This window comes from Asanoa sp. WMMD1127, assembly GCF_029626225.1.
In the GTDB taxonomy this organism is placed as follows: Bacteria; Actinomycetota; Actinomycetes; order Mycobacteriales; family Micromonosporaceae; genus Asanoa.
In genome coordinates this window covers 3379749-3395784 of the sequence record NZ_JARUBP010000001.1, presented here as the reverse complement: position 1 = coordinate 3395784, position 16036 = coordinate 3379749, and the positions used below count along the sequence as shown (strand labels likewise).

Genomic DNA, 16036 nt, shown 5'->3' with positions numbered 1-16036 from the left:
CTAGGCCGCGTCGCCGGCGTGCGACTCCGGGATCTGCGCCGCGCCGCCGGGCACCAGCGTGACGGTGCCGTCCGCCTGGTCGACGGTGAACAGCGTGCCGGGCGGGAAGTGGCCGAGCACGTCGGGCGGCAGCTGGACGGTGCCGTCCCCGGCGACCACCGCGAAGTCCTGGCCGCCGCGGCCTTCGGCGCCGACCCGCCCGTCGCGGATCGTGACCGCCCGGCCGAGCCGCGCGCCGACCTCGGCGTCGTGGGTGACCACGACGACGGTGGTGCCCCGCTCGGCGTTGACCGTCTCCAGCGCGTCGAGCACCTCGTCGCGGCCGTGCGAGTCGAGCTGGCTGGTCGGCTCGTCGACCAGCAGCAGGCCGGGCGAGGCGGCGATGCCGACGGCGAGGGCCGCCCGCTGCCGGGCGCCGGGCGCCAGGTCGGTCAGCTTGGCCGCGCCCTTGCCGCGCAGGCCCACCAGGTCGAGGATGCGCTCCGGGTCTTCGAGCTCGATGCCCTCGGTGCGGGCGGCGCGGCGCTGGGCCAGCCAGACGTTGCGCTCGAGCGACGCGTAGGGCAGCAGGTTGCGCGCCGCTCCCTGCAGCACGACGCCGATCTGGGTGCCGCGCAACCGGGAGATCTCGGCGTCGCTGAGCTTGCCGAGGTCGTAGGTGCCCACGTTGACCCGGCCGGCCGACGGCCGCATCAGCCCGGCGAGCAGCGCCACCAGGGTCGACTTGCCGGAACCGGACGGGCCGACGAGCGCCAGCATCTCGCCGGGGCCGATGGAGAGGTCGACGCCGGAGAGCGCGACGACATCGCCCGCCTCGGCGCGGTAGATGTGCACCACCCGGCGGCAAGCGACTGCGAGACCTGACACGGGTACTGCCTACCACCTCGACGGCGATAGCGCAGCCCCGTGATCATCAGGTAAAACCTCAGAAACGGGCGGGCTCTCGGTAGACGCCCCATTCGTCCTTGAGCACGCCGCAGATCTCGCCCAGGGTCGCCTCGGCCCGGGCCGCGTCCAGCATGGACGGGATCATGTTGTCGCCGGTGCGGGCGACCTCGATCATGCGCTTGAGCGCGGCGTCGACCGCGGCCTGGTCGCGGGTCTCGCGCCGCCGGCCGAGCAGCGCCTTCTGCTCGATCTCGACCTCGTGCGAGATGCGCAGGATCTCGAGCTCCTTGGCGACGGTGCCGTTGTGCGCGTTGACCCCGACGATCCGCTTCTCGCCCTTTTCCAGCGCCCGCTGGTAGGTGAACGCCGAGTCGGCGATCGCCGCGGTGAACCAGCCGTCCTCGATGCCGCGCAGGATGCCGGCCGTGATCGTGCCGTCGTTGCCCAGCTCGCGGATCCGCTCGAAGATCTGCTCGGCCTCGGCCTCGATCGCGTCGGTGAGGGCCTCGACGTACCACGAGCCACCCAGCGGGTCGGCCACGTTGGTCACGCCGGTCTCCTCCATCAGCACCTGCTGGGTGCGCAGGGCGATCTCGGCGGACTCGTCGGTCGGCAGGGCGAGTGTCTCGTCGAGCGCGTTGGTGTGCAGCGAGTTGGTCCCGCCGAGGACGGCGGCGAGCGCCTCGACGGCTGTCCGCACGACGTTGTTGACCGGCTGCTGGGCGGTCAGCGAGACGCCCGCGGTCTGGGTGTGGAAGCGCAGCCAGAGCGCGCGCTCGTCGGTGGCGCCGTAGACGTCGCGCAGCCACCGGGCCCAGATGCGCCGGGCCGCCCGGAACTTGGCGATCTCCTCGAAGAAGTCGACGTGCGAGTCGAAGAAGAACGACAGCCCGGGCGCGAACGTGTTGACGTCGAGCCCGCGGGACAGCCCCAGCTCGACGTAGCCGAAGCCGTCGGCGAGCGTGTAGGCCAGCTCCTGCGCGGCGGTCGAGCCGGCCTCGCGGATGTGGTAGCCGGAGACCGACAGCGGCTTGTAGCGCGGGATCTCGCGGGCGCAGAACTCCATCAGGTCGCCGATCAGCCGCAGGTGCGGCTGGGGCTCGAAGAGCCACTCCTTCTGCGCGATGTATTCCTTGAAGATGTCGGTCTGCAGCGTGCCGTCGAGAGTCGACAGGTCGGCGCCCTGGCGTTCGGCGGCCACGAGATACATGCAGAAGACCGGCACGGCCGGGCCGGAGATGGTCATCGACGTGGTGACCGCGGCCAGGTCGATGCCGTCGAAGAGCACGTCCATGTCGGCGGCCGAGTCGATGGCCACGCCACAGTGGCCGACCTCGCCCAGCGACTGCGGCTCGTCGGAGTCGCGGCCCATCAGCGTGGGCATGTCGAACGCGACCGACAGCCCGCCGCCGCCCGCGCCGAGGATCAGCTTGTAGCGCTCGTTGGTCTGCTTGGCGTTGCCGAAGCCCGCGAACTGGCGGATGGTCCAGGTGCGGCCGCGGTAGCCGGTCGGGTAGAGGCCCCGGGTGTAGGGGAACTCGCCCGGCCAGCCGATCCGGTCGAAGCCGGGGACGTCGGCCCCGGGCGGTGGCCCGTAGACCGGCTCGACCGGCATGCCGGAGAGCGTGGTGAAGTCGGCGTCGCGCTTGCGTGCGGCGTCATAGCGCGCCTGCCAGCGGGCTCTCCCTGCGGCGATCTCCTCGGCATTCACCCGGCCAGTCTAGAGGTTGGCCTGAACGATCGCTAAGCCTCCAGTACATGAACGTCGTCGACCCGGATGTTCACCTCGGTGACGTGCAGGCTGAGCATCTTCTCGACGGCGGCGACCACCTCGGCCCGCACCGCGTCGGTCACGGTGCGCACGACCTGCCCGTACTCGATGACCAGGGTGATCTCGACCGTCGCCTGGTCGCCGTCCAGGCGGACCTTGACGCCGCGGTCCGCGTCGTCGTCGGCGTCGCCCAGGCCGACCCGCTCCCGCAGGCCGGCGAACACCCGCGCGACGTCGCCCCCGAGGTCGTGCACGCCCGGGACGCCCCGCGCGGCGATGCCGGCGATCTTCTCGACGACCTCGTCGGCGATCGTGGTCGAGCCGCGGTCGGCGGTCAGCGAACCCTCGTTGCGCAGCCGCTCGACGACGGCGGACGCGACCCGGCCGGAGACCGCCGTGGCGCGCTCGACCACGTCGCCGAGCTTGCTGTCGCCGTTGGCCTCCGGCCGCTGGGCCGGCACGTGGATCTGCGCGGCCTCGTCGGTGGCCGGGGCGGTGGGGGTGGTGGCATCAGTCATGGCCGGCACAGTAAGCCGACGACACCAGCTTTGTCAGTGACTGATAGGTGACGGTCCGCGGACGACTTCGGCCCGACCGTCGACCAGGTGCAGCTCGGCGTCGCAGGCGGCGGCCGCCTCGGGGTCGTGCGTCGCGAACACGACCGCCGCGCCCCGCAAGGCCTCCTCGCGCAGCAGGTCGATCACCTTCTGCCGGTTGGTCGCGTCGAGCTCGCTGGTCACCTCGTCGGCCAGCACCACGTCGCCGTGCAGGGCCAGCCCGCGGGCGATCGCGGTGCGCTGCTGCTGGCCGCCGGACAGCTCCTCGACGAGCTGGTCGGACTGGCCGCTCAGGCCGAGCCGTTCGAGCGCCTCGGCCGTGCGCCGCCGGGCCTCCGGCGGGGTGACCCCGCCGGCGATCAGCGCCACCTGCACGTTTTCCGCGGCGGTGAGGATCGCGGCCAGGCCGTTGTCCTGCGGCACCAGCACGATCTGCCGCGCGACGGCGAAGTCGCGGTCGCGGATCGCCTCGCCGTCGACGGTCACGCTGCCCGCCGACGGGCGCAGCAGCCCGGCCATGGTCCACAGCAGCGTGGTCTTGCCGGCGCCGGACGGGCCGGTCACCGCCAGCACCTGACCGGGCGCGACCAGGGCGGAGACGCCGGTCAGCACCGGCTCGCCGGCCCCGTAGGCCACGGTCACGTCATCGACGACGATGGTCCTGCTCATCGGTTCCCCCTTCAAGCGCCGGTACGAGCCGGATGGTGCCGTCGGCGTCGGACGCGATCGTGACAAGCGTGCCCGGCGGCAGCCGCTCGAGCAGTTCCGCCGGAAGGTGCACGCTACCGTCGCGACCCACCACGGAGTAGTCCGCTCCGCGCCGCCCCTCGGCGCCGACCCGCCCGTCGCGGATCGTCACCGTGCGACCGAGCGCCCGGCCGACCTCCACGTCGTGGGTGACGACGACGACCGTGGTGCCCGCCTCGTTGAGCCGGTGCAGCACCGCCAGCACCTCGTCCCGGGACCGCTCGTCGAGCTGGTTGGTCGGCTCGTCGAGCAGCAGCAGCCCCGGCCGGGCCGCACCCGCCACGGCGAATGCGAGCCGCTGGCGCTCACCCGGCGCCAGCTCGCCCGGCACCGCGCGGCGGCGGCCCAGCAGCCCGACGTCGTCGAGGATCGCCGCCGGGTCCGGTGTGCGCCGGCCCTGGCCGCGCGCCGCCCGCTGGGCGAAGCGCACGTTCTGCTCGCAGGTCAGATACGGCAACAGGTTGCGGGCGCTGCCCTGGAGCGCCACGCCGACGTCGACCGCCCGCAACCGCTGCACCTCGGCCGCGGTGGCCCGGACGAGCTCGAGCTCGCCGACCTGGAGCCGGCCGGCCGACGGGCGCAGCACGCCGGACATCAACGACAGCAGCGTGGACTTGCCCGCGCCGGACGGACCGACCAGGGCGACCGCCTCGCCCGGCGCGATGTCGAGGTCGACCCCGGCCAGCGCGACCACGTCAAAGCCCTCGAGCCGGTAGATGAAGACCAGACCCCGGCAGGTCACTCCCTGCGGCGCGACAAGCGTGCTCATCGTGCGCCTCCACGGATCCGGCGCAGCACCAGGCTCGCCACCACGAGCGCCACCAGCAGGAAGAGCAGCGAGCCCGGCAGCCACCACCCACCCAGCCGATATGCCTGGTCTCCCCCGTCGATCGAGACCAGTGCGATCGCCGGCAGCACCAGCGCGGCGCCGCCCACACCGGCGACGATCCCGGCGACCACGGGGAAGCCGAGCACCATCACGTTCTCCCGGTTCGCCATGCCGCGCAGCGCCCGCATCGGCACGCCGGACACCCGCAGTGCCCGGGCCTGCTCACGGCGCCAGGGCGCGGTGATGCCCGCGTCGAGCACCAGCGCGCCCAGGGCGAGCAGCAGAGCGACGAGGCCGGCGAAGAGGTAGAGCCGCAGGGCCAGGGCCGGCGCGGCCCGGCCGAGTTGGGTCATCCGCTCGGACCACAGCTCGCTGCGGACCACTGGGATGCCCTCCGCTGCCAGTCGGGCGCCGAGGTCGGCCGGAGCGGCGTCGGTCGCCCACACCTCATAGGCGAGCTGGTCCGAGTTCAGGCCGGCGGATCGCTCGGCCCGCTCGGTGAGCGCCTGAGCATCGAAGAGCAGCGCATGGTCGCCGCCACGGGGCAGCAGCGGAACCCGTTCGGTCACCCGCACCGGATCCGGCGCGCGGCCGAGCACCGGAAACGAGAAGGTGTCGGCGGCCGGGTCGTCGGCCGGGGCCGGTCCGGACAGCACGATCGGCGCCTCCTTCGCGACATCCCCGTACTGGGCGACGATGTCGGAGCTGGTCTCGCTCGTCACCGCCAGGGTGAGACCGGCGTCGTCGGCGGTCACGGCCAAGGTCTGACCGACCGGCAACGGATCGGTCGGGCGCCAGGCGCCAGGCGTGTCGAGCGCCGCGTCGAGCGGAGCGCCGTCGAGGGCCAAGCTCTCGATCGTGACGGTGGCCGAGCCTTCGGTGTTGTCACCGGGGAACCGGCGCACCTGCAGGCCCAGCAGTCGGCAACCGGTGGCGCAGGTCAGGTCGCCCGTGTACGTGGCCGATCCGGGCTCGAGCCGGCCCAGCGCGACGGCCCGGGGCGCCGCTCCCGGCTCACCGAACACCAGGCCGAGGCTCATCGGCCGCTGCGCGCTCTGGTCGACCGCGCGCACGGTCGCCCGCACCGTCACCCGGCCGGACCTCAGCGCCACCGGCGGGGCGGCCTCGTCGGCGAGCCGAGCCGCGACCTCGGCGACCTGCTCGGGCGACTTGTCCGGCCAACGGCTCACCGCCACCATCCGGTCCGCCTCCACGCCGATCAGGTCGACGTAGTCGCCCGCGTAGCTCTGCCTGACCCGCACGACCGCCATCGCGGTGCGGCCGCTCGGGTCTATCCGGTCGACCGCCTCCCGCACCGCCTCGGGCCCGTTCGCGTTGACGATGAATACCCGGTCCGCGCCGATGCCGGCGTTCGCGGTGCGCAGCCGGTTGGCCGACGAGACGTCCCAGATCGTCGCCGCGAACGTGAGCAGGGCCAGCGCGACGGTCAGCACGGCGACCAGCCGGGCGCTTTCCGGCCGCCGCCCGACCTGGGCCGCGGCCAGCAGCGCGGAGATCTGCCCGCGGCGGGTCGCCCGGGGCAGTCGACGCCGGGCCACCAGGCCGAGCAGCCGGGCGGTGAGCAACCCGGCGAGCAGGGCGATCAGGGCCGGCGCGGCGTAGCCGAGCGTCGCGCTCTGCCCGTCGGTGCCGACCACCAGCTGATAGAGCGCCGCCAGGGCGAGCGCGGCGACGATCGCCTCGGCCACCACCGCCCGTCGACGAGCCCGGTGCGGCACCCGGCGCAGCAACGTGCCGATGCTGGCCCGCACGGTCTCCCGGGTGCCGAAGACGGCCGCGGTCGCGGCCCCGAGCAGCGCGCCGAGGCCGACCAGCAGCGCCGGCCAGCCGAGGACCACGTCGACCGCGGGCGCGAGGAAGGCGTCGGCCGCCAGTCTGGTCAGCCCCAAGCCGAGCAGGAGGCCCAGCGGCGCGGCCAGGCCGATCAACAGCAGCGGCTCGCCGATCGCGAACCGGGTGATGCCGCCGACGCTGAGCCCGCGCAGCTTACCGACCGCGATCTCGGCCCGGCGGTCGTCGGTGACGGCCGCGACCACCAGGAACAGCACGAACCAGCACAGGAGGACGAGCGGGAGGGCCACCGTGGGCACCGCGGCGTTGATCGCCGATCGCTGCCGCTCGGCGTCGCGCAGGCTGTCCAGCAGACCGATCCGCAGCGCCACCCCGTCGATCGAGTTGCCGGCGCTGAGTCCTTCCAGTTCGCGGATCAGTTCGGGCACGTCGCCCAGCCGGACCTTCTCCGCCGCCAGCGGGTAGTCGACGGTCGCCACCGGGCGCCCCCGGGGAATGCCGAGCGCGCTGTCCTCGGTACCGGTGAAGAGCTCGTCGACGATCCGGGTGCCGTCGTCGAGCTCGTTGAGCGGTGAGCCGCCGAAGAACCCGGTGGTCTCCCACGTGGGATCGGTGGGGTCGCCGATCCGGTAGACACCGACCACGGTGTAGCGGGGGATCTTCGGTTCCGGCTCGCCGAAAACAGCCCGCTGGTCACCGCCGGTGGCCGCCAGCGGCAGCACGTCGCCGATCTGGAAGTCGACCCGCTCCACGGTGCGCTCGCTGACCATCAGCTCGTGGTCGCCGGGGCAGCGCCCCGCGACGATCGTGAGCTGCTCACACGCGCCGGGCCGGTAGACCAGCCGGCCTCGGCTCTTCACCCCGGTGACCGGGTCGACGCCGTCGGCGATGGTGTCCTGGGGCGGGCCAAGCACGGCCGCCACGGCCGGCGCGCCGGCCAGCTCGGCATCGACCTGGGACCGCACCTCCCCGGCCCGCATGCCTTCGAGCGCGGTGCTGCGCGCGTTGAGGCCCGCCACGATCCGTGGCGGATCCGAAACCGTGTCGGTCAGCACCGACTGCGCGGCCGCCCGTGAATACAGCGGCACGAGCACCGCGGCCGCGATCGCGATCGTCGAGAGCAGGACGACGAGCGTCGACCGGCCCAACCGTGATCGGATGCCGCGCAGCGTGACGATCAGACCCGACACTGGCTCACCTCCGGGGAACGTAACGCCCGACGTCGCCCCGGAGGTTGCTCAGTTTTCGATCTCGAGACTCGCCAGGAGCCGGTCGGCGGCGGCGTAGGGCGAGATCTCGCCGGCCGCGACCGCCGTGGCCAGTTCGCGAAGCGTCGTGCCGTCCTGGAACGAGGCCATCCGGGCCCGCAGGGCGCCCAACGTGATCGCCTCGACCTCGGCGGCGGCCCGCCGCTCCCGCCGCCGGCGCAGCTCGCCGTGCTCGACCAGCCAGCCGCGGTGCTTGTCGACCGCCGCGACGATGTCGCCGATCCCCTCGGCCCGGCTGGCCACCGCCCGCACGACCTGCGGCCGCCACTCCCCCGGCCCGCGCTCGCCGAGCCCGATCATGCCCTGGATGTCGCGGTAGGTGTTGTCGGCGCCGTCCCGGTCGGCCTTGTTGACCACGAAGACGTCGGCGATCTCCAGGATGCCGGCCTTGACCGCCTGGATCGCGTCGCCCATGCCGGGCGCCAGCAGCACGAGCGTCGTGTCGGCCAGCGAGGCCACCTCGACCTCGGCCTGGCCGACGCCGACGGTCTCGACCAGCACCACGTCGCAGCCGGCGCCCTCGAGCACCCGGACCGCCTGGGGCGTCGCCGCGCCGAGGCCGCCGAGGTGCCCGCGGGACGACATCGACCGGATGTAGACGCCGGGGTCGGTCGCGTGGTCCTGCATCCGGACGCGGTCGCCGAGGATCGCGCCGCCGGTGAACGGGCTCGACGGGTCGACCGCCAGCACGCCCACCCGGCGGCCCTGCTTGCGCAGCTCGCGGACCAGCTCGTTGGTGGTCGTCGACTTGCCGACGCCGGGCGACCCGGTCAGGCCGATCACCTGCGCCTGGCCGGTGTGCGGCGCGAGCGCGGCGGCGATCTCGGGCAGCAGCTCGTCGCCGTTCTCCACCAGGGTGATGAGCCGGGCTACGGCGCGGTGGTCGCCCGCCCGCGCCTGCTCGACCAGCTCGGGAACGCTCCGGCTGCGCCGAACACTCATGCCTTCGGGACAGTGATGATCAGGGCGTCGCCCTGGCCGCCGCCGCCGCACAGCGCCGCCGCGCCGGTGCCGCCGCCGCGCCGCTTGAGCTCCAGCGCCAGGGTCAGCGCGAGCCGAGCGCCGCTCATGCCGATCGGGTGGCCGAGCGCGATCGCGCCGCCGTTGACGTTGACGATGTCGGCGTCGACGCCCAGGTCCCGCATCGACTGGAGGCCGACCTGCGCGAACGCCTCGTTGATCTCGATCAGGTCGAGGTCGGCGACGGTCAGGCCCTGCTTGGCCAGCGCCTTCTTGATCGCGTTGGACGGCTGCGAGTGCAGCGAGTTGTCGGGGCCGGCCACCATGCCGTGCGCGCCGATCTCGGCCAGCCAGGCCAGGCCCAGCTCCTCGGCCTTGGCCCGGCTCATCACGACGACGGCGGCGGCGCCGTCGGAGATGGGCGAGGAACTGCCCGCGGTGATCGTGCCGTCGGCGAGGAACGCCGGGCGGAGCTTGCCCAGCGACTCGGCGCTCGCGTCGGGCCGGACGCCCTCGTCCTCGCTGATCACCAACGGGTCGCCGCGCCGCTGGGGCACCTCGACCGCCACGATCTCCTCGGCGAAGTGGCCGTTCTTCTGGGCGGCCGCGGCCCGCTGGTGGCTGCGTGCCGAGAACTCGTCCTGCTCGGCGCGGCCGATGCCCAGCTTCGCGCCCAGCCGGTCGGTCGACTCCCCCATGCTGATCTGGTCGAACGCGTCGGTGAGCCCGTCGAGCGCCATATGGTCCTTGACCGTCACGTCGCCGTATTTGTAGCCGCCGCGCTGGCCGAGCATGAGGTGCGGGGCGTTGGTCATCGACTCCATGCCGCCGGCGACCACGATCTCGGCCTCGCCGGCCCGGATCAGCTGGTCGGCCAGGGCGATCGCGTCGAGCCCGGAGAGGCAGACCTTGTTGATCGTCAGGGCCGGCACCGACATCGGGATGCCGGCCTCGACCGCGGCCTGGCGGGCGGGGATCTGCCCCGCGCCGGCCTGCAGCACCTGACCCATGATCACGTAGTCGACCTGGTTGGGCGTCACGCCGGCCCGCTCCAGCGCGCCCTTGATCGCGAACCCGCCGAGCTTGGTCGCCGGGAAGTCCTTGAGGTTGCCCAGCAGCCGGCCCATCGGCGTGCGCGCGCCGCCAACGATCACGCTCGTCATGTCTGGTACCTCTCAAACTAGGGTGTCGACCCGCCACCTTAGCGATCGTTCGGCCAGAATATCGCCATGGGCCAGGACGCCGCCGCGAAGCACGCTGACGACTCAGTCACAGGAGATGTGGGCCTGCTCCGCATCGACCACGTCGGGGTGGCGGTGGCCGACCTCGACGAGGCCATCGCGTTCTACTCCCGGGTGTTCGGGATGACGTGCGTCCACATTGAAGAAAACACCGACCAGGGCGTACGCGAGGCGATGATGTCGGTCGGCCCGACCACCGAGGGCGGTTGCGTGCAGTTGCTCGCGCCGCTGTCGCCGGCCTCGGCCATCGCCAAGTTCCTCGACCGGTCCGGGCCGGGCGTGCAGCAGGTGGCCTACACGGTGCGTGACGTCGAGGCGGCGGCCGCGGCGCTGCGGGCCCGCGGCATGCGGCTGCTCTACGACGCGCCCCGGCGCGGCACCGCCGGCTCCCGGATCAACTTCGTCCACCCGAAGGACGCCGGCGGGGTCCTGGTCGAGCTGGTCGAGCCCGCTTAGCCCAGTTTCGCGACGATCGGCGCCGCCGCGGCCAGGTTGCCGCCGAGGTGGAAATAGCTGATCCCGAACCGCTCGCGCACCTCGACCAGCTTGTCGACACACGCGTCGACCGGGCCGTGCAGCACCGCGGGCGAGGCGGCCAGCTCCTCGGGGGTGGCCGCCGCGGCCTGGCTCGACGTGGAGCCGTGGGTCTCGCCGCCGACCGTCACCCGCACGTCGAGCATGGTCATCTGGAACTCGAGCCGCTCGGGGTCGGGCGCCGCGGCCCGGGCCCACGCCACCTTGGCGGCGATCCGCTCGGCGGTCATGTCGGCCATCGCGGCCGCGAGCCCGCCGCCGGCGGTCAGCCGCGGGTTGATCCCCACGATGTCGGCGCTCCGGCCGGCCAGCTCCAGCACCTTGCGGCCGCCGCCACCGACCAGGATCGGCGGGCGGTGCGCCGGCTTCGGCAGCCCGTGGAGCTCGGTGATGCGGTAGTGCTTCCCCGCGTACGACAAGGGTTCGGGTCCGAACAGCCCGCTGATCACGTCGATCGACTCGGCCAGCCGTTCGACGCGCACGGCCGGCGGGTCGAAGGTCAGCCCGGCGGCCTCGTGCTCGGACTGCTTCCAGCCGGCGCCCAGGCCCACCTCCACGCGGCCGCCGGAGAACACGGCGAGGTTGGCCATGGACTTGTGCAACAGCACCGGGTGGCGGAAGTCGTTGCAGAACACCAGTGCGAGCACCTTGAGGCGGCTGGTTGCCTCGGCCGCGACCGTCATCGCCACGATCGGGTCCATCGCCCAGCCGTCGGTGAAGTGGTCGGAGATGGCCACGGAGCTGAACCCCAGCTCCTCGACCCGGCGGATCTGCTCGCGCCACTGCGCCGGGGTGCGACCGCCCAGGCCGGGCATGGAAGCGGTGAAGCGAAACGGCTTCGGCATGCGCCGACCTTAGTGGCTCCGCCACCCTTTGCTCTGCAGCCATATACGCAACACCTCGCCGCGAGGGTGTTGCGTATATGGCTGCAGAGCAAGGGGGGTCGGTTTCACGAACCCCGTCCAGGCCGGGCTGGGCGTGCGTAACGTCCGGATCAGCCGGTTTGTCGGGCGGGGGAGGTTCTCGTGCGGGACATCGTCGAAACGATCATGGCGGCCGAAGGCGCCGCTTCGCCTGACCTGTCCGCACTGGGCCGGGTGCCGGTGCCGCCGACGTACCGCGGTGTGGTCGTGCGGGCCGACGAGGTCGGCATGTTCGAGGGGTTGGCGACCGGCGACAAGGACCCGCGCAAGTCGCTGCACGTCGAAGAGGTGCCCACGCCGGAGCTGGCGCCGGGCGAGGCGCTGGTGGCGGTGATGGCCAGCGCGATCAACTACAACACGGTCTGGACGAGCATCTTCGAGCCGGTGCCGACGTTCGCGTTCCTGCGCCGCTACGGCAAGCTCTCGGAGCTGACCAAGCGGCACGACCTGCCGCACCAGGTGGTGGGTTCCGACGCGGCCGGCGTGGTGCTCCGGGTCGGGGCGGCCGTCTCCAAGTGGCGGCCCGGCGACGAGGTGGTCGCGCACTGCCTGTCGGTCGAGCTGGAGGACGCCGACGGGCACGACGACACGATGCTCGACCCGCAGCAGCGGATCTGGGGATTCGAGACCAACTTCGGCGGCCTGGCCGAGCTGGCGGTGGTCAAGGCCAACCAGCTGATGCCCAAGCCGCGGCACCTCAGCTGGGAGGAGGCGGCCTGCCCGGGACTGGTCAACTCGACCGCCTACCGGCAGCTCGTCTCGCACCACGGCGCGGCGATGAAGCAGGGCGACGTCGTGCTCATCTGGGGCGCCTCCGGCGGACTCGGCGGGTACGCGACCCAGCTCGCCCTCAACGGCGGCGCCACGCCGGTCTGCGTGGTGTCGTCGCCGGAGAAGGCCGAGCTGTGCCGGCGGATGGGCGCCGAGCTCGTCATCGACCGGGCCGCCGAGGGCTTCACGTTCTGGCGGGACGAGCACACGCAGGACGCCGGCGAGTGGCGGCGGTTCGGCGAGCTGATCCGGTCGCTGACCGGCGGGCGCGACCCCGACATCGTCTTCGAGCACCCGGGCCGGGAGACGTTCGGCGCGAGCATCTATGTCGCCCGACGCGGCGGGACGATCGTCACGTGCGCGTCGACGAGTGGTTTCCAGCACGAGTTCGACAACCGCTATCTGTGGATGAACCTGAAGCGGATCATCGGCAGCCACTTCGCCAACTATCGCGAGGCATGGGAAGCGAATCGACTCATCTCTTCGGGTCGAATCCATCCGACGCTCTCCCGGGTCTATCCGCTCGAGCTGACGGGTCAGGCGACCCTCGACGTCCATCGCAACCGGCATCAGGGAAAGGTCGGCGTGCGCTGCCTCGCCCCGGCCGAGGGTTTGGGCGTTCGCGACCCTGAGCTGCGCGCACGGCACGAGGAAGGGATCAACCGGTTCCGCGGCGAATAGCCGACTCGCCGTTTGTCCACGATCGGCGGAATTTCCTATGTCGACGGCCAACGCTGGTAAGATGACCATGCTTTGGCGGGCGACAACGGCAACACCGCCCTTGCGCTGCCCCCTGGTGGGTCTGCCAGGATGTGCCAATGCCCCAGCAGCAGTCCTCCCTTGGCTTCTTCGAGAACGCTAACTCGACAGAAGAGTTCACCGTCGCTCTGCGCGGCTACGACCGCCGGCAGGTCGACGACACCCTCGCGCGTCTCCAGAACCGCCTCGCCGCCGCCGAGAAGGAGCGCGCCGACGCGGAGCAGAAGACCAACGACGCGCAGCGTCGCCTGCGCCAGGCCGAGCAGCGCCTCGGCGCGCTCGAGCAGAAGCTCAACGACACCAACAAGCAGCTCGAGGAAAACAACCGGCCGACGCTCTCGGGGCTCGGCACGCGGGTCGAGCAGATCCTGCGCCTCGCCGAGGAGCAGGCCAACGACCACCGGGGCGAGGCCAAGCGCGAGTCGGAGGGCATCCTCTCCGCCGCGCGGCTCGAGGCCCGCGAGATCACCGACAAGGCGCGCGCCGAGGCCGCGGCCATGAAGGCCACCGCCGAGCGCGAGGCCGGCAGCGTCCGCACGGCCGCCGAGCGCGAGGCCGCCGAGGTGCGGGTGCAGGCCCGCCGCGAGGCCGACACGCTGCGCGCCGACGCCGACCGCGAGACCAAGCAGCTGCGCACGGTCACCGCCCACGAGGTCGCCGAGCTCAAGTCGACGGTGGAGCGCGAGGTCGCGACGCTGCGGGCGACCGCCGAGCGCGAGATCACCCAGCTGCGCGCCAAGGCCGGCCGCGAGGCCGAGGAGAAGCGCGCCGAGGCGACCAAGATGCTCAGCGACGCCCGCGACAAGCGCGACAAGGACCTGCAGGCCCTCGCGCTGGAGCTGGCCGAGCGTCGGGAGAAGTCCGAGCGCGAGGAGTCCGAGCGGCACGCCGCCCAGGTCGCGCAGACCCAGAAGCTGGTCGCCGAGGCCGAGGAGCGCGCCCGCGCCGCCGAAGACCGCGCCAAGGAGATCGAGCAGCGCGCCGAGGCGCGCCGGGTCGAGTCGGAGCGCACCGCCGCCGAGACCGTCGACCGGGCCCGCAACGCGGCCGACAAGGCCCTCAAGGAAGCGCAGTCCGAGGCGCACCGGCACCTGTCCGAGGCGCGCACCGAGGCCGAGATCACCACGCAGACCGCCCGCCGCGAGGTCGAAGACCTCACCCGGCAGAAGGACGCGGTCACCGCGCAGCTCGGCCAGATGCTCTCCGGTCTCGCCGGCATCGTCCCGACCGTGGCGGCGCCCAAGCAGGAGACCAAGAAGGACAAGGACGCCGAGGACAAGTCGGCGGCCAACGCCTGAGGCCGCCGCACCGGGGCTGAACCGAGGCCGCACCGCCGGAAGGCGGTGCGGCCTCGTGGCGTCTCCGGACTCCCGCTAATATTGGCCCACTTCCCTCAATTCGGCCGCAACAGTCGCACGTCCCGCCATGCGGCGTTTATCGGAGCGCTACGGGACGTTCGTGTGAGGATGTGACCATGTCCAACGGCGCGGAACTGTTCGCTCTGGGCGGCGACGCTTCCACCCCCCATTTCGAGTCCGCGCTCCGCGGTTACGACCGGCGCCAGGTCGACCGCTACGTGAGTCAGGCCGAGCAGGAGATCGCCGCGCTGCTCGCCGAACGCGAAGACCGCTTCGGGCAGATCCACACCCTCTCCGCGCAGGTGGAGCAGCTCCAGGTCGAGCTGGCCGCGGTGCGCCGCGAGGCGGCGACCATCGACGTCGTGCGGTTCCGCCACCTCGGGCCGCGGGTCGAGCAGATCCTCGCGCTGGCCGAGGAGCAGGCCGACGAGATCCGGGCCGACGCCCACCGTTCCGTGCAGGTCCAGCGCGACCAGGCCGACAACCTCGTCGACGAGGCCCGTGGGCACGCGGCGGCCGCCATCCGCGACTTCGAGCTCGCGCTGGCCGCGCGGCGCGGTGAAGAGGAAAAGGTCGACGCCGCTCGCCGGGCCGAGGTCGAGCGGCAGCTGGCCGCGACCCGGGCCGAGATTCAGCGCCTGCAGGGCGAGGCGGGGCAGATCCTGGTCACCGCCCGCGACGAGGCCGACCAGCTCCGCGCCGCGGTCGAGCAGGAGGTCGCCGGCTTCCGGGCGACGGCCGAGCGCGAGATCAGCGCCGTGCGCGCCGAGACCGAGCAGTTCGTGGCCGCCCAGCGCGCCGCCGTGGAGCGGGAGACCGCCGCGCAGCGTGCCGCCGTGGAGCGGGAGACCGCCGCGCAGCGCGCCGACCTGCAGCGCGCGGGCGACGAGCAGCGGGCCGCGCTGGAGCGCCAGGGCGCCGAGCAGCGGGCGGAGCTCGACCGGTCCGCGGCCGAGCGGCGGTCGGCGATCGAGCAGGAGCTCGGTCAGCACCGGGCCGCGCTCGAACAGCAGATCAAAGAACGGCAGAGCAGCGCCGAACAGGACTACGCGTCCCGCAGCGCGACCGCCGAACGCGAGCTGACCCAGTGGCGCACGGGCATCGAGCAGCAGGTGACCGCGCAGCGGGTCGAGGCCGAGCGCTACGCGGTCGAGCTGCGCCGCCAGGCCGAGGAGCACGCGGCGGCCGTGCGCCGCCAGATCGACGACGAGGGCGAGCGGCTGGCCACCACGCGGCAGGAGACCGAGTCGGCGCGCAAGCAGCTGGCCGAGGTGCAGGCCGAACTGGCCCGGGCGCACCAGTCGCTGGCCGACGTCCGCGCCGCCGCCGTCGCCCCGGACGTCCGGGCCGCGGCCATCACCCGGGCTCAGGTCGAGCCCACGTCCGACACCGAGACGCCGGCGCCCGTCGCGGAGCCGGTCACCACGCCGGCGCCCGACGGCGAGCCGGCCACGACGCCGACCGCGGCCAACGCGACCATGGAGCCCCGCGCGACCGCCGACCCGGCCGCGGCCAACGGCAACGGCAACGGGAAGGCCGACGGGGCCGGGCTCACGGCGACCGTCGACGGCGCCGACCGCAAGAGCCGTACCCTCGCCACCGACTAACCGGACACGAG

13 protein-coding genes are annotated in these 16036 nt (G+C 72.9%); 4 read left to right on the top strand and 9 right to left on the bottom strand.

The genetic code is table 11. The features are described 5' to 3' along the window. From O7635_RS16180 to O7635_RS16145, 8 genes are read right to left on the bottom strand one after another with little or no spacing between them, the layout of a single operon-like run. Positions 1–867: an ATP-binding cassette domain-containing protein gene (locus O7635_RS16180; RefSeq protein ID WP_278081258.1), complete on the bottom strand. Its 867-nt coding sequence runs from the start codon at positions 865–867 to the stop codon at positions 1–3. A gap of 58 nt (positions 868–925) precedes the next feature. Then, on the bottom strand, positions 926–2599 hold the full coding sequence (locus tag O7635_RS16175) for a methylmalonyl-CoA mutase family protein (RefSeq protein WP_278081257.1): 1674 nt from the start codon (positions 2597–2599) through the stop codon (positions 926–928). 32 nt (positions 2600–2631) lie between these two features. After that, positions 2632–3177, bottom strand: a complete 546-nt coding sequence (locus O7635_RS16170; protein ID WP_278081256.1) for an Asp23/Gls24 family envelope stress response protein — start codon at positions 3175–3177, stop codon at positions 2632–2634. 33 nt (positions 3178–3210) lie between these two features. Further along, the gene (locus tag O7635_RS16165; RefSeq protein ID WP_278081255.1) at positions 3211–3885 is read right to left on the bottom strand and encodes an ATP-binding cassette domain-containing protein; all 675 of its coding nucleotides are present in this window, start codon (positions 3883–3885) and stop codon (positions 3211–3213) included. Continuing rightward, positions 3860–4732 carry an ATP-binding cassette domain-containing protein gene (locus O7635_RS16160; RefSeq protein ID WP_278081254.1) on the bottom strand — a complete coding sequence of 291 codons (873 nt, stop codon included), beginning with the start codon at positions 4730–4732 and terminating at the stop codon, positions 3860–3862. The genes O7635_RS16165 and O7635_RS16160 overlap by 26 nt, the downstream gene beginning before the upstream one ends. After that, positions 4729–7794, bottom strand: a complete 3066-nt coding sequence (locus tag O7635_RS16155; RefSeq protein WP_278081253.1) for an FtsX-like permease family protein — start codon at positions 7792–7794, stop codon at positions 4729–4731. Before O7635_RS16155 ends, O7635_RS16160 begins: the two co-directional genes overlap by 4 nt. A 48-nt stretch (positions 7795–7842) precedes the next feature. Then, positions 7843–8814 (bottom strand): methylmalonyl Co-A mutase-associated GTPase MeaB, encoded by a 972-nt coding sequence (gene meaB / locus O7635_RS16150; protein ID WP_278081252.1) that lies wholly within the window; start codon positions 8812–8814, stop codon positions 7843–7845. After that, the gene (locus O7635_RS16145) at positions 8811–9995 is read right to left on the bottom strand and encodes an acetyl-CoA C-acetyltransferase (protein ID WP_278081251.1); all 1185 of its coding nucleotides are present in this window, start codon (positions 9993–9995) and stop codon (positions 8811–8813) included. Before O7635_RS16145 ends, meaB begins: the two co-directional genes overlap by 4 nt. A gap of 66 nt (positions 9996–10061) precedes the next feature. Here O7635_RS16145 and mce point away from each other — a divergent pair, with 66 nt between their 5' ends. After that, positions 10062–10529 (top strand): methylmalonyl-CoA epimerase, encoded by a 468-nt coding sequence (mce, locus tag O7635_RS16140; RefSeq protein WP_278081250.1) that lies wholly within the window; start codon positions 10062–10064, stop codon positions 10527–10529. On the opposite strand, the gene O7635_RS16135 is transcribed toward mce, so the two are convergent. Beyond that, complete coding sequence (locus O7635_RS16135; RefSeq protein WP_278081249.1) at positions 10526–11452, bottom strand: TIGR03621 family F420-dependent LLM class oxidoreductase; 927 nt, start codon at positions 11450–11452, stop codon at positions 10526–10528. The two genes, mce and O7635_RS16135, sit on opposite strands and share 4 nt — an antisense overlap. A gap of 180 nt (positions 11453–11632) precedes the next feature. Between O7635_RS16135 and ccrA the strand changes: the two genes are divergently transcribed. The 3 genes from ccrA (at position 11633) to O7635_RS16120 (ending at position 16025) form a co-directional block, all read left to right on the top strand. Beyond that, a complete protein-coding gene (ccrA, locus tag O7635_RS16130) occupies positions 11633–12982 on the top strand; it encodes a crotonyl-CoA carboxylase/reductase (RefSeq protein ID WP_278081248.1) in 1350 nt (449 codons plus the stop codon). A gap of 137 nt (positions 12983–13119) precedes the next feature. Continuing rightward, positions 13120–14358, top strand: a complete 1239-nt coding sequence (locus O7635_RS16125) for a cell division protein DivIVA (RefSeq protein WP_278081247.1) — start codon at positions 13120–13122, stop codon at positions 14356–14358. Positions 14359–14534: 176 nt separating this feature from the next. Then, positions 14535–16025: a hypothetical protein gene (locus O7635_RS16120; protein ID WP_278081246.1), complete on the top strand. Its 1491-nt coding sequence runs from the start codon at positions 14535–14537 to the stop codon at positions 16023–16025. Positions 16026–16036 lie beyond the last annotated feature (11 nt).

Coding starts and splice junctions, on each gene's coding strand:
- O7635_RS16170 (WP_278081256.1), bottom strand. CDS start 3,177: ATGACTGATGCCACCACCCCCACCGCCCCGGCCACCGACGAGGCCGCG.
- O7635_RS16165 (WP_278081255.1), bottom strand. CDS start 3,885: ATGAGCAGGACCATCGTCGTCGATGACGTGACCGTGGCCTACGGGGCC.
- O7635_RS16160 (WP_278081254.1), bottom strand. CDS start 4,732: ATGAGCACGCTTGTCGCGCCGCAGGGAGTGACCTGCCGGGGTCTGGTC.
- meaB (WP_278081252.1), bottom strand. CDS start 8,814: ATGAGTGTTCGGCGCAGCCGGAGCGTTCCCGAGCTGGTCGAGCAGGCG.
- O7635_RS16145 (WP_278081251.1), bottom strand. CDS start 9,995: ATGACGAGCGTGATCGTTGGCGGCGCGCGCACGCCGATGGGCCGGCTG.
- mce (WP_278081250.1), top strand. CDS start 10,062: ATGGGCCAGGACGCCGCCGCGAAGCACGCTGACGACTCAGTCACAGGA.
- O7635_RS16135 (WP_278081249.1), bottom strand. CDS start 11,452: ATGCCGAAGCCGTTTCGCTTCACCGCTTCCATGCCCGGCCTGGGCGGT.
- O7635_RS16125 (WP_278081247.1), top strand. CDS start 13,120: ATGCCCCAGCAGCAGTCCTCCCTTGGCTTCTTCGAGAACGCTAACTCG.
- O7635_RS16120 (WP_278081246.1), top strand. CDS start 14,535: ATGTCCAACGGCGCGGAACTGTTCGCTCTGGGCGGCGACGCTTCCACC.